The sequence below is a fragment of the Rhizorhabdus phycosphaerae genome (assembly GCF_011044255.1).
Taxonomy (GTDB): domain Bacteria; phylum Pseudomonadota; class Alphaproteobacteria; order Sphingomonadales; family Sphingomonadaceae; genus Rhizorhabdus; species Rhizorhabdus phycosphaerae.
Genome location: NZ_CP049107.1, coordinates 3,136,068 through 3,149,093 on the forward strand (window position 1 = coordinate 3,136,068; position 13,026 = coordinate 3,149,093).

Annotated in this window: 12 protein-coding genes and 1 tRNA gene; 8 read left to right on the plus strand and 5 right to left on the minus strand. The window is 64.4% G+C overall.

Annotation, left to right across the window (positions count from 1 at the left end; genetic code table 11):
* Positions 1-400 precede the first annotated feature (400 nt).
* From G6P88_RS14610 to G6P88_RS14625, 4 genes are all read left to right on the plus strand, one after another.
* Positions 401-1,585 carry a hypothetical protein gene (locus G6P88_RS14610; protein ID WP_165323819.1) on the plus strand — a complete coding sequence of 395 codons (1,185 nt, stop codon included), beginning with the start codon at positions 401-403 and terminating at the stop codon, positions 1,583-1,585.
* A gap of 431 nt (positions 1,586-2,016) precedes the next feature.
* Positions 2,017-2,313: a PqqD family protein gene (locus G6P88_RS14615; RefSeq protein ID WP_165323820.1), complete on the plus strand. Its 297-nt coding sequence runs from the start codon at positions 2,017-2,019 to the stop codon at positions 2,311-2,313.
* Positions 2,291-3,247, plus strand: coding sequence for a hypothetical protein (locus G6P88_RS14620; RefSeq protein ID WP_165323821.1), 957 nt, complete (start codon positions 2,291-2,293; stop codon positions 3,245-3,247). Before G6P88_RS14615 ends, G6P88_RS14620 begins: the two co-directional genes overlap by 23 nt.
* Positions 3,244-5,184: an asparagine synthetase B family protein gene (locus G6P88_RS14625; protein ID WP_165323822.1), complete on the plus strand. Its 1,941-nt coding sequence runs from the start codon at positions 3,244-3,246 to the stop codon at positions 5,182-5,184. The genes G6P88_RS14620 and G6P88_RS14625 overlap by 4 nt, the downstream gene beginning before the upstream one ends.
* Positions 5,185-5,216: 32 nt before the next feature.
* On the opposite strand, the gene G6P88_RS14630 is transcribed toward G6P88_RS14625, so the two are convergent.
* The 5 genes from G6P88_RS14630 to G6P88_RS14650 form a co-directional block, all read right to left on the minus strand.
* Positions 5,217-6,374 carry a JmjC domain-containing protein gene (locus G6P88_RS14630; RefSeq protein ID WP_165323823.1) on the minus strand — a complete coding sequence of 386 codons (1,158 nt, stop codon included), beginning with the start codon at positions 6,372-6,374 and terminating at the stop codon, positions 5,217-5,219.
* 239 nt (positions 6,375-6,613) lie between these two features.
* Positions 6,614-6,766, minus strand: a complete 153-nt coding sequence (locus tag G6P88_RS14635; protein WP_165323824.1) for a hypothetical protein — start codon at positions 6,764-6,766, stop codon at positions 6,614-6,616.
* Positions 6,767-6,850: 84 nt separating this feature from the next.
* Positions 6,851-7,642 (minus strand): metal-dependent hydrolase, encoded by a 792-nt coding sequence (locus G6P88_RS14640; protein WP_165323825.1) that lies wholly within the window; start codon positions 7,640-7,642, stop codon positions 6,851-6,853.
* Positions 7,643-7,829: 187 nt separating this feature from the next.
* Positions 7,830-7,905 (minus strand) — tRNA-Ala (locus tag G6P88_RS14645).
* 155 nt (positions 7,906-8,060) lie between these two features.
* Positions 8,061-8,378 carry a TIGR02300 family protein gene (locus tag G6P88_RS14650; protein WP_165323826.1) on the minus strand — a complete coding sequence of 106 codons (318 nt, stop codon included), beginning with the start codon at positions 8,376-8,378 and terminating at the stop codon, positions 8,061-8,063.
* Positions 8,379-8,492: 114 nt separating this feature from the next.
* On the opposite strand from G6P88_RS14650, the gene aroA reads away from it, so the two are divergent.
* From aroA to G6P88_RS14670, 4 genes are all read left to right on the plus strand, one after another.
* Positions 8,493-9,830: a 3-phosphoshikimate 1-carboxyvinyltransferase gene (aroA, locus tag G6P88_RS14655; RefSeq protein WP_165323827.1), complete on the plus strand. Its 1,338-nt coding sequence runs from the start codon at positions 8,493-8,495 to the stop codon at positions 9,828-9,830.
* A complete protein-coding gene (locus tag G6P88_RS14660; RefSeq protein WP_165323828.1) occupies positions 9,827-10,456 on the plus strand; it encodes a (d)CMP kinase in 630 nt (209 codons plus the stop codon). Before aroA ends, G6P88_RS14660 begins: the two co-directional genes overlap by 4 nt.
* A 202-nt stretch (positions 10,457-10,658) precedes the next feature.
* Positions 10,659-12,368 carry a 30S ribosomal protein S1 gene (gene rpsA / locus G6P88_RS14665; protein WP_165323829.1) on the plus strand — a complete coding sequence of 570 codons (1,710 nt, stop codon included), beginning with the start codon at positions 10,659-10,661 and terminating at the stop codon, positions 12,366-12,368.
* Positions 12,369-12,498: 130 nt separating this feature from the next.
* A complete protein-coding gene (locus G6P88_RS14670) occupies positions 12,499-13,026 on the plus strand; it encodes a GNAT family N-acetyltransferase (protein ID WP_165323830.1) in 528 nt (175 codons plus the stop codon).

Consider the following 13,026-nt stretch of genomic DNA (forward strand, 5'->3'; position numbering starts at 1 on the left):
GGGAGCCATATTATTATGACAGGGTTAACAACTAATCTGCGAAACTGTAAGTAATTACCCCAATTTATATTATATTTCAATATATTGCTGCTATATTTCTTATGCGCCGCTACCCAGAGCAGTGGAGGGTTTTCAGCCTTGGCTGAGCGACCGAACTTTGTGCCTTCACCAATTCGGGGCACTCGGCCGCGTGATCGCTGGCGAAAGGACGGTCAAGTTCACGAACGCGATAAGCGTTCATTGCTTAACGAGCTATAGGGAATGAGGAGGGTGCCGGAGGGGCATTATGATGCCCGCCTCGCAGGGTTGAGCTTAATTTGCAGCCTTTTCAATCGTTATCTTTCGTAAGCCTTCATAACGCGTTACGCCGAGCGGCGAGTGAGAATGTTTCAGATACAGGATGGATCGGGGCGTGGGGGCGATGCGAGTCATTAGTGGTCGGTGGATTATTCCGATCTTTGGCCTTGGCTGCATCTACTTCGCTATGCTCGGACGAGCAGCTTTTTTCGGTTTCGTTACCGACGACTTTTTCCTGATGAATCTAAGCTACAAGGCGGCGATCGATCAGACCCTCACCGGGCCCCATTTTCGTCCTCTGTGGTTTCTCAGCTATCCCTTCCTCAACAGTATGTTCGGCCAAAGCGCCTTCGCCCACCATGCCGCCAATCTTCTTCTGCATGCAGCAAACTGCGCTTTGGCTTTTCTGTGGCTCAGAACTGGTTTGGGCTCAGTCAAGGCCGGCTTTGCAGTTCTGGTTTGGACGATGCTGCCCCAGACGGTCTTTCCGGCAGTCTGGATATCTCAGCGCAACGACGCGCTCATGGCATTCTTCCTGCTCCTCTGCCTGATCGCGCACCAGAGGGACCATCGGCTTTCAGCCTATCTGCTCTATATCCTCGCCTTTCTCAGCAAGGTTACATGCATGTTCTTCCCGCTCGTCTTTCTAACGACGAAGGGTCTGCGCCGAAATAGGCGCGATCTCATCGCGGGCCTGCTGCTGCTGCTGCTTTCGGTTGCGATTGCAGCATATTCGCTTCAACATATGGAGTCGCCGGAAAGGCTGGCCAACCTGGGACCTGCCATGCGCGGTCTCAATCATTTCAAGAACTTGGTGCTGGGTTGGTTTACGTTGGTCGTGCCTATTCCCTTCTTTGCCACTCCTGTGCTCGCTTGGGCATACTTGCTATGCGCAACCGGCGTCGGCTGGCTGCTCTTAAAATGTCGCAGTTCCTCGCCGACGACGCGGCAGCTGCTTATTTTCGCCGTGGTAATGTCCTTGCCGTTGGCGATGGCGGCGGAAGTCCGCATCACCTATGTGCAGAGCTTGTTTCTGACGGCCGCCATCTTTTCGGCGATCGATCCCGCTCTGATAAGCGCGCGCCGGCGGGCGAAAATCGTCTTGCTCATCACTGTCGTGGCCGGCCTGATCTACACCGTTCCTGCAGCCTATCTCACGACCGAGAAATTCCATTCGACGGAGTATTCGGTCAGCAAGCCATCTGCTGAGCCGTCGAAGATTTTGTACCTGTTCGATTTTTATGGCTGGTTCAGGGATTTTCAAAGCCGTCTGCTGCATGGTGGGTGAGAAGGCCCCGTGGTCGTGCCGCTGCTGAACGAAAGGACCAATGGTGGATGTCAAGAAGGGTGGGCGATGCTGCTCTGGATTGCACCGCGCCGCCACCCATCCACGCGCGCCGTTATTGCGGTCGAACATATCCATTCTTGCGCGCGCGAATGGCCGCCCTCTCCTCCGCTGGCGACAGTGGCGAGGCGATGTCGAAGCGGTAGCCGAATGGTTGAAAGGGCAAGGCCGTGCTCCTTGCTGCCGGAAGGCGAAGGGGAGTGCATAGGTATCGGCTTCGCCACGCGGATGCCAAGTTGGATCGGCGGGACGCGCGGAGAGTTGGGTTTTGAAGGCAGGCGCCTAGCGGGGGCTCACCCCGACTTTCCTCTGTGCCCCCCGTCCACCGCATCCTATCCGTTCCCAATCGCGGCGCTTTCCGATATCCCGCCCTCATGTCTGAAGCACGGCGGTCGATCGGTCCCGACCATATCCTCGCGCGCAATCCCGATCTGATGTGGTCGGAGATCGACGGCGAGATCGTGTTGCTCGCTGCCGACACGGGATCCTATTTCACCTTCGATCGCGTGGCGTCCGATATCTGGCGGCAGATGGCGGAGCCCCTTGCCGTCCGGACCATCGTCGATCGGCTGTGCCAGACCTATGATGCCCCACGCGCGGTGATCGAGGCCGACGCCATGCGCTTTCTCGATCATGCCGTTGCCCGCAATGTCGTCCTCATCGACGGCTGAACCCGAGGGTCGGGCTCGGCTGATTCCGGTGCGGGCCTTTCCGCTGGCCGACGGACTGGAGATCGTGGAAGTCGACGTTACGGCTATGCGCGAAGACTTCCTCTTCCAGCACGACCAGATCGAGGCAGCGCGCGCATTGGAGCGTCCTTTTTCCAGCAGGCGTGTGTCGCGGATGGAGATCGAAGGTGCGGCTGCGCCCGATGGTCTGATCTTCCACAGCGGGCGATGCGGCTCGACGCTTCTCGCTACTGCCCTGTCTGCGCTACAGGGATGCCGGGTCGTTTCCGAGCCGGGCGTCATCAACGACGTTCTGAGCGGCGAAGGGTTCTGGCGGACGCGGCCATCGACGCATCGCGAGGATGCTTTGCGCTATCTGATGCACAGGCTGCGCGAAGGAGCTTCCCCGCAACCCGGTCCGTTCGTCGTCAAGCTGTCGAGCTGGAATGCCCGATCGGTCGACCGGCTTCAGGGCCTCTGGCCCGCTGTCCCCAAAATCTACCTCTATCGCGAGCCACGCTCGGCCCTTGCATCTTTCGTCGCACGGCCGCCGATCTGGGGACGCCATGCAAAGGAGGAGGGCGTGCTGGCCCATGTCGCGGGGACGATGGCGGACGGCATGAAAGCGGTCATTGCCATGATCGCGGAGGGCGGGCCGGAGCATTGGCTGCTGATCAACTACGCTGAACTGGCTCCGTCGATGCCGGCCGTTTGTGCGCATTTCGACGTGCGTCCGGCGGCCGATCTCGCCGCTCGCTTTGCAGATTTCGCACAACGCGATGCGAAGGTGCCCGGCCGCATGAGGCCGGCCATCACACCGGATAAGGCTGTCGAGCCTGCGGTCGAGTGTCTCTTCGAGACGCTGTTGCGAGAACCCTATCAGCGGCTGGAGCAACTCCGCATGGCGCACGCCACCCATCTGTCGGCGGCATCATGAGCGCTATCTACGGAGCCTGGCACATCGATGGTCGTCCCGGCGCGCGGTCGGCCTGCGAAAGGATGCAGCGCGCGGCGGCCATGTTTGGTCCCGACCGGTCGGGGGTCTGGGAGGGCGGCGACGTCGCGCTGGGCAGCGCCTTGCTGCGGCTCCTGCCTGAAGACCGTTTCGATCGGCAGCCGCTTTCTGGCGCCGGCGGGGCGATAACCCTCGTTGCAGATGTCCGTCTGGACAATCGTACCGAATTGGGCGCGTCCTTGGGCCTCACCACGCCCGATCTGGCCCGTCGAAGCGATGCCGACATTCTTCTTGCCGCCTATGAGCGCTGGGGCGAGGCCGCAATCGACCGTCTTGTCGGCGACTTTGCCTTTGCGGTCTGGGATGCGCGCGATCGCTCGCTGCTGATCGTGCGGGACCATTGTGACGCCCGGCCGCTCCATTATCATCGCGGCAAGGGGTGGTTCGCCTTCGCGTCCATGCCCAGCCTGTTGCTGTCGCTGCCGGACATAGGGCGCGGGCTTGACGCGGTGCGGCTCGCGCGCTGGCAGTTGCTGCAGTCCGACGGGGGAGGCCGGAGTTTCTACGAACAAATTTCGAGCGTCGAGCCGGGGCATCTGGTGCGCGTGCATACCGATGGGCGGGTGGATGTGCGGCGCCATTGGCGACCGGAAGCCATTTCGCCTCTGCGCCTGTCCCGGCCGGAAGACTATGCCGAGGGACTGCGCTCGGTTCTGGACCAGGCCGTCGAAGCGCGTCTGCGCAGCGTGCGCGGCAATGCCCTTCTGCTCAGCGGCGGGCTCGACAGCGCCGCCGTCGCCACCAGCGCCGCGCCGATCCTCGCGGCGCGCGGGGAGCGGCTGACCGCCATCACCAATGTGCCGCGATCCGACGTGCCCCAGCAATATATGGCCGACGCCCGCCTCGACGAAGGGCCTCTGGCCAGGCTGGTCGCGGCGCGTCATCCGAATATCGACCATCATTTCGTCCATCTCGCCGATGCCGACCTGCTGGCCGAGGTCGAGCGGCTGATCAGCTATGCCGATCAGCCCGTCATGAATCCGCTCAACACGGCCTGGTTGTGTCTGGGCTATGCGCTGGCGGCGAGACGCGGCAATTCGACGATCCTCGTCGGGACCAAAGGCAATTTCGGGATCAGCTATACCGGCCAGCACGCCTTGTCGGAGATGGCGGAACGGGGGCGCTGGGGAAGGCTCCTCGCGGAAACGGGACGCCTCCGCCACAACGGCTATACGGACCGGGCGGAGTATCGCCTCTACACGGTCGTTCGGAGAGCGCTGACGACGCGGCTTCCCGCCGCTGTCAGGCGGCTTCGCAGGCATCCGATCTATTCCGATCTCTTTCCCATCGCGCCGGCCTTGCTCCACAACCTCGGATATGGCGGACCGGACGACCCGCGGCTCGCCGATGCGCTCTCCCCCCGCCTTCTGTCCTGGCACGACTGGTTCCGGCATGCGTGGGGTCGAACTGACGCCGCGCCGATGAACGCTGCCATTCGCGCAGCCTTCCGTATAGATCGGCGCGATCCGACCGCTGATCGGCGGGTGCTCGAATTTTGCCTCGCCACGCCTGCGGACATCTTTCTGCGCGAGGGTCATCCAAAATGGCTGTATCGAAAGGCTTTCGGAAGCCGTGTTCCGGAGCCGATCTGGGAGGACCAGCACAGGGGGCTGGCGGCATCCGACTGGAAGGCCGTGCAGTTGCAGGCGCAGCGCCCTCTGGTCGACGAGCTTGAGCGGCAATCGGCGACCCGGGCTTGTCACGAGGTGGTCGACGTCGACACGTTGCTCGGTCTGGCGCAGACGCTGGAGCAGGCCGATCCGGCCGATCGCGCGTCCTATTATCGATATAATCTGAAACTCATGCGCGGGCTTTCGACGGGCATGTTCACGCGCAAGGCCAGTGGCAGCAACGCCTGAGCTGGCGCTTATCGGACCGAAATCCGTCGGCCTCAATCGTCCAGGACGAACAGCAGCGACTTGCGTATCAGTCCCGACAGCGCGCGTTCGGTCGCTTCTGCTTCTGGTCCTTGCAGCAGGGCATCGACGCGACTGCCCCCGCTGTCGAGAAGCCTGATGAGCAGGGCGCGCTCGGCGGAGTCGAGCGCGATCTGGACCCCATCTGCCTCGATCCGGGCGTCACCTTCGGCGGGGAGGTCGGGGTAGCGGCGCAAGGATGGGGAGACCCAGCTTCGCGGCGCAAGCGGACCGAAAAAGCCGAGGTTGAGTGGTCGGAAGGGCGCCACGCGGCGGTCCCGATCCGCAAGCATGTCGCGCAGGTCCAGTTTATCGACCAGCTCATGGAGAGCTTGTTTGATCCCCGTCGACCGCCGGTCGGCCGCGTCGCCTGGCCCCTGCGGGGCAATATCCTCACGAAAGAGGATGTCCTGAATGCCGCGTTCGCGCAGCCAGGAGAGACTGTCGCAGGCCTTGAGGTTCTGGATGCCTATCGTCAGATGCAGCGATCGTTCGCCGACGACCGTCGCATGGTGGACCTCGCCACGCGGCAGGTAGAGCAGGTCACCCGGTTGGAGCTCCTCTTCCCACGAAGGCTGTTCGATCCTGGCGATCCCGCCCTTGAGGGGGCGGGCCTCCGCGCCCCCATAGCCTTTCCACGCCTTCCTGCCGTCGATCTGCAATATCAGGACGTCATGTTCGTCGGCATGGGGTGGCAGGGCCCCGCCGCGGGTGAAGCTGGCATAGGCATTGACCTGCATGTCTGCGCGCAATTCGCGCTCGAGCGCGGCGGTGAGGGCTGCGATCTTCGGACTCAGGTTGTGGAGTCCGATGAGTTGTATGCTCAGCCCCTGTTCGCACAGCAGGTGCAGGGCTTTGGCGAGCAGCACGCGCTCGCGATTATCCTTCCTCCGGCTGACGAGATCGATGGGAACTTCCCGTCCTGCCCGCATCAGTCTGACGCGCCCGGACATGAGGCTGTCCATGGAGATGCAGTGGTTCAGTTCCGACCATGGGAAGAACCGCGTGAGATCGTCGCGCGACGTGCGCAGCATCAGGGGCCGTTTTTCTGCAAATGCCGCGAGGAAGGAATCGACTTTCTCGGGCTGCAGCAGCGCCGATAATCCGGCGATCATCGCCTCATTGTCTGCCATGTTGGGTTGACCCTCTGTTATCGATCACAAAGGGCAAATTAGAGAGCATCGGCGGTCAGCACGGTTCTTCGGTATCCGTGTCGTCGATCGTGCTGGAGCCCGCCCGCATCCACCTCGGTCATATGTGGCCGAATCCAAGGGCGTTTGGTTACGACGGCCAAGGGCCCGACCGGGTGCCAGTCCTGCTAGCGAGCAGCTTAGCTCGCCGCGCAGCAACCTACTCCGCCTGAAGGCCGGGATCAGGATACCCGATTGGGGTCTTGATCGGCTACCGCATCGCCGCCCGCCAGCGTAGCTGCGACCGCATCGATCTCGATCATCTGCGGGGCAGCCCATGGCTGCTTGGGCGCATCGGGCTGGGCCACGTCGGCTTGTTTGTCGTGCTTCGTCATGAATGTCCCCTGTTCCTCCTAGCGTGATTAATGCGCTAGTTTTGCGGCTACTTGGCAAGGCAGTTGCTGGACGGATGATGATCGCTACGGCGCGGTCAGGCTCTCGAGTAGCCGGATGGAACCGCGCGGCGCCGCCTTGCCGCCCGGATCATAGGCCGGCGATAGGACGGCAAGGATCCGGGGCAGCGAGAAGCGCAGGAGGCGGCGGCGATAGGTCTGTTCCTCGGCGTTCAGCCGCGCACGGCTTGCCGCATCGAGCGCCGCCGTGTCGCAGGCGATCAGGTGGTCTGAAACCCGCTTGCCCCATTGACCGAGGTGTCGCGCCGCCAGAGCGAAACCCCGGACGCGGCTCAGATAGCCGCCACCCAATTGCCGGTGGACGTCGAAGCAGACCGAGCGATGCTCGAACTCCTCCGCCAGATGCCATTGCCACAGGCGAACGATGCGTGTGTCGGCGCCCTCCAGAAGATCGTCGACATGCCCGAAGAAGAACTCGGCCTGGATCAGGCCCAGCGACTCGAACCCCTCGCAATAGGCGGCGCAGTCGCGGAGCGAGCGTGTTTTGAGCATCGCCTCATATTCCGCCGTCAACTCCGCATCGAAAGCGCGAAGCTCGGGATAGCGCGCCACCATCACCTTGTTGAACAGCCGGTGGTAGCGATAATGATTGCCCTCCTGCGCCATGAAAATCTCGACGTCGCGCCGCGTGGCCGGGTCGGAGATTTCGCTCAGGGCGCGTGCCATCACCTTGTTCAGGAAGATCTCGACCGCCGGGATGATCAGCGATCCCGCGTTGACGATCTGGGCGAAGGCTCGGTCCGGCGCCCAGTGGGGCAGGGCGTCCTCGAAGATGATCCTCGGATTACGCGCCTGCATCGGTGCTCTCCATGCACGGCCGCATCGCATCCTCTCCTATGCTTTAGGCCGGCTTTCTGCCGATCCTGAGAGCAAGATGTACGCGCGTTCGGAGGAGCAAGGGAGAGGGATTCGCAGGATGGTCGCGCATAGCCCTGTGGCGAGCTGCCAGGTTCTGCGCATCTTTGGAATTCGTGGAAAAAGGAAATGGTGGAGCCGAGGGGGATCGAACCCCTGACCTCTGCAATGCCATTGCAGCGCTCTCCCAGCTGAGCTACGGCCCCGTGCCATTTTGGTCGCTCGCCGGTTGGGGCCGGCGGCGGAGCGCGCCCTTTAGGTCAGCTTCGAAGGCCTCGCAAGACCCTTTTCGCATCGTGCGCGCAATTTCGTAGCGATCGCCGCCGGGGTCGGCCCGTGCTGGGCCGCCCCGGCGCGCGGATCAGTTGTCGTCCTCGTCGTCGGCCGTGTTCAGGCCGATGTCGTCGTCGCCGCCCAGATCGACGTCGTCGTCCGGATTCTCCTCGGCGTCCTCGTCGATGTCCAGATCGTCGGACAGGTCGGTGTCGACCGCCTTGGGCTCCGGACCCTCCTTCTTGGGCGCGTCGAACGGCAGCGGCTGCTTCGACTTGAGGACAGGTTCAGGCTCCCAGGCCGCACCGCATTCGATGCAGGTGACGGGATTGTCCTTTTCCAGGTCGTAAAAGCGGGTGCCGCACTTCGGGCAGGTCCGCTTGGTGCCCCATTGAGGTTTCACCACGGTTCAGAAACTCCAGTCGAAATTGCGGAAACTTAGCGGCCACCCGAGTCAATGGAGGGCCGAAACGTGGCGCGCCTTGCCATAGCGCGGCGCCGCTGTCAAAAGCGCGCGCCTATGCACGGCCCCACCCCACGCCCCGCGCGCTTCTCGGCTCCCGGTCCGCTGAGCGGAACCACCGGCGTTCCCGGCGACAAGTCGATCTCCCACCGCTCGCTGATGCTGTCCGCGCTCGCGATCGGCGAAAGCCGCGTCGAAGGGCTGCTGGAGGGGGAGGATGTGCTTGCCACCGCGGCCGCCATGCGGGCGATGGGCGCCACGATCGAGCGCGGCGAGGATGATGTCTGGCGCATCCACGGCGTGGGGGTCGGCGGGCTGCTCCAGCCACTGGGCGCGCTCGACATGGGCAATTCGGGCACGTCGACGCGCCTGTTGATGGGGCTCGTCGCCAGCCATGCGATCACCGCCACCTTTACCGGCGACGCTTCGCTCTCGAAGCGCCCGATGGGCCGCGTGATCGAGCCGCTCGGCCTGATGGGCGCCGATATCAGCGCCAGTCCCGGCGGGCGCCTGCCGCTGATGGTGCGCGGTCTCTGTCCGGCGGTGCCGATCGACTACCGCCTTCCGGTCGCCTCGGCGCAGGTCAAGTCGGCGATCCTGCTCGCGGGTCTCAACACGCCGGGGATCACCCGCGTGGTGGAGCCGGTCGCAACGCGCGACCATAGCGAGCGTATGCTGCGCGGCTTCGGTGCCGAGCTGACGGTCGAAGAGGATGGCGCGGGCGCGCGCCTGATCTCGATCCGGGGCGAAGCGGATCTGCGGCCACAGCATATCGTCGTGCCCGGCGATCCCTCCTCGGCGGCGTTCCCGGTCGTTGCCGCGCTGCTGGTGCCGGGATCGGAGGTCACCGTCACCAATGTCGGGCTCAACCCCACCCGCGCGGCGCTGTTCGACGTCCTTCGGATGATGGGCGCCGACATCGTCTTCGCCAACCGTCGCGAGGTGGGCGGCGAACCCGTCGCCGACATCGTCGTCCGCCATTCGGTGCTGAACGGGATCGAGACCCCGGTCGAGACCGTTGCCTCGATGGTCGATGAATATCCAATCCTGTTCGTCGCGGCGGCGCTGGCGCAGGGCCGCACCGTCGCGCGCGGGCTGGAGGAGCTGCGCGTGAAGGAATCGGACCGCATCGCCGTGATGGCCGAAGGGCTGCGCGCGATCGGCGCCCGGGTCGAGGAACTCGAGGACGGGCTGATCATAGACGGCACCGGAGGCGATCCGCTGCCCGGCGGAGCGACGATCGCCGCGCGGCTCGACCATCGCATCGCGATGAGCTTCGCGGTTGCAGGCCTGGTCTCGTCGGCGCCGGTCACGATCGACGATATGAGCCCGGTCGCCACCAGCTTTCCCGGTTTTGCCGCGCTGATGACCGGCCTGGGCGCCGAGGTCGCATGATCATCGCGGTCGACGGCCCGGCGGCCTCGGGCAAGGGCACCATCGCCAAGGCGCTTGCCCGCCATTACGGGCTGCCGCATCTCGATACGGGTCTGCTCTATCGCGCGGTGGGCGTGTCGGTGATGCGCGCCGGGGGCGATCCGGCCGATGCGGCCGACGCCTTGCGCGGCTGCAATTTCGATGCGGCGCTGCTCGAAGATCCGGCGCTCAAGACCGAGTCGGCGGGGCGCGCGGCCTCGCTCGCTTCGGCGCATCCGCAGGTGCGCGAGGCGCTGCTCGACCGCCAGCGCGCCTTTGCCGGACAGGCCGGCGGCGCAGTGCTCGACGGGCGCGACATCGGCACGGTCATCGCGCCCGATGCGGATGCCAAGCTGTTCGTCACGGCCCGGCCGGAGGTGCGCGCACAGCGTCGCTTTCGCGAGATGGAGTCGATGGCGGCGGGCGTGGCCTATGACGCCGTCCTCGCCGACATCCTCGCGCGCGACGAACGCGACATGGGACGGTCGGCGGCGCCGCTGCGGCAGGCCGAGGATGCCGACTTGCTCGATACCAGCGATCTCGGTATAGATGCAGCCGTCCAACGGGCTGTCGAGCTCGTGGAAGCCCGGACGGCGCAGCGCTCCTAAAGACGCTCGCCAGCAGGCGCGACAGGGGGTCGGCAGGAAAGAACGCCGATCCTTTGCCGCGCCCTTATGCTTTTCGGGACTCCGCGAATCGGCTGCCCAGCGGATGCCATGGCGGCATGCGGCCGCTATGGCGGTTCTGGCCCAAAGACCTCCGGAGACAACCGGATGGCCGGAATAAACCGATACAGGAAGACATTTGTCCATGGCCACTACGGCAAACCCGAGCCGCGACGATTTCGCGGCGCTCCTTAACCAGACCCTCGGCGGCGAGAACGAAGGCTTCGAAGGCCGCGTCGTCAAGGGCACCGTCACCGCGATCGAAAACGACATGGCCGTCATCGACGTCGGTCTGAAGTCGGAAGGCCGCGTGGCGCTGCGCGAATTCGCGCCCGCGCCCGGCCAGAAGGCCGATCTCAAGGTCGGCGACGAAGTCGAAGTTTATGTCGACCGCGTCGAGAACGTCCATGGCGAAGCGATGCTCAGCCGCGACCGCGCCCGCCGCGAAGCCGCCTGGGACAAGCTCGAAGCCGAGTTCTCGCAGTCGAGCCGCGTCGAGGGCGTCATCTTCGGCCGCGTCAAGGGCGGCTTCACGGTCGACCTCAACGGAGCCGTGGCCTTCCTGCCGGGTTCGCAGGTCGACATCCGTCCGGTTCGCGACGTCACCCCGCTGATGGACATTCCGCAGCCCTTCCAGATCCTCAAGATGGATCGCCGCCGCGGCAACATCGTCGTGTCGCGCCGCGCCGTCCTCGAGGAAACCCGCGCCGAGCAGCGTTCGGGCCTGATCCAGTCGCTGGCCGAGGGCCAGGTGATCGAAGGCGTCGTCAAGAACATCACCGACTATGGTGCGTTCGTTGATCTCGGCGGCATCGACGGCCTGCTGCACGTCACCGACCTCAGCTACAAGCGCGTTGGCCATCCGAACGAGATGATCAACATCGGCGACGTCGTGAAGGTGCAGATCATCCGCATCAACAAGGACACGCAGCGCATCTCGCTCGGCATGAAGCAGCTCGAGAGCGATCCGTGGGAAGGCGCATCCGCCAAGTACCCGATCGGTGGCAAGTTCTCGGGCCGCGTGACGAACATCACCGAATATGGTGCCTTCGTCGAGCTCGAGCCGGGCATCGAAGGCCTGGTGCACGTCTCCGAGATGAGCTGGACCAAGAAGAACGTCCATCCGGGCAAGATCGTCTCGACCAGCCAGGAAGTCGAAGTCGTCATCCTCGAGGTCGACGCCGACAAGCGCCGCATCTCGCTCGGCCTCAAGCAGGCGATCACCAACCCGTGGGAGGCCTTCGCCGAAGCGCATCCGATCGGTTCGGTCGTCGAGGGCGAAGTCAAGAACGCCACCGAGTTCGGCCTGTTCGTTGGTCTCGACAACGATGTCGACGGCATGGTCCACATGTCGGACATCGCCTGGGGCGTGACCGGCGAGGAAGCTCTGTCGCTCCACCACAAGGGCGAGACCGTCAAGGCGATCGTGCTCGACATCGACTCCGAGAAGGAGCGCATCTCGCTCGGCATCAAGCAGCTCGAGCGTGGCGGCATCGGCGCCGCGACCTCGGACGGCTCGAAGCTCAACAAGAGCGCGGTCGTTACCGTCACCGTCCTTGCGATCACCGACGGTGGTCTCGAAGTGCAGGCGGGTGACGACGGCGCGGCCGGCTTCATCAAGCGTGGCGATCTTGGCCGCGACCGTGACGAGCAGCGTCCGGAGCGCTTCCAGGTCGGCCAGAAGTTCGATGCGATGGTGACCGGTTTCGACCGCTCCAAGAAGCCGACCTTCTCGGTCAAGGCGATGCAGATCGCCGAAGAGAAGCAGGCCGTTGCGCAGTACGGCTCGTCCGACTCGGGCGCGTCGCTCGGCGACATTCTCGGCGAAGCCCTCAAGGCTCGCCAGAACGGCTGATCGGTTCCGGTCCTCACGGACCGGACCATCGACAGGATCGGGGCGCGGAGGCATCGGCTTCCGCGCCCCTTTCCTTTTGGGCCGGGCGCATGCGCTTGACGGTGGCGTCGCCCCGAAGCAGGCAGGGCGCATGACCATCGCCATCCGTCCCGCCGTGCCCGCCGATGCCGAGCCGCTCGCCCGGCTGAAGCTCGTCACCTTCCGGCAAACCTTCCTCGACGAGGGTTTCGCTATTCCCTATCCTCCCGCCGACCTCGCGATCTTCGAGGCCGAGGCCTATTCGGCCCATGCGGTCCGCGCCGAGCTCGCCGACGGCGAGCGTCGGACCTGGGTCGCGGAGCGCGGCGCCGAATTGCTGGGCTATGCGCAGGTGGGGCCCTGCAAGCTCCCTCATGCCGAGGTCGCGCCGGGTGATGGTGAGCTCTATCAGCTCTATGTGCTGCGCGAGGCGCAGGGGCTTCGTCTCGGCGCCGGCCTGCTCGCGGCTGCGCTCGACCATCTCGCGACGGCCCGTCCCGGACCGATATGGCTCGGGGTCTGGTCAGGCAACGACAAGGCGCAGGCCGTCTACGCTGCGCGCGGTTTCGAGAAAGTGGGCGACTACCGCTTCAAGGTCGGCAGCTGGTACGACGAGGAGTATATCATGCGCCGCCGCTGA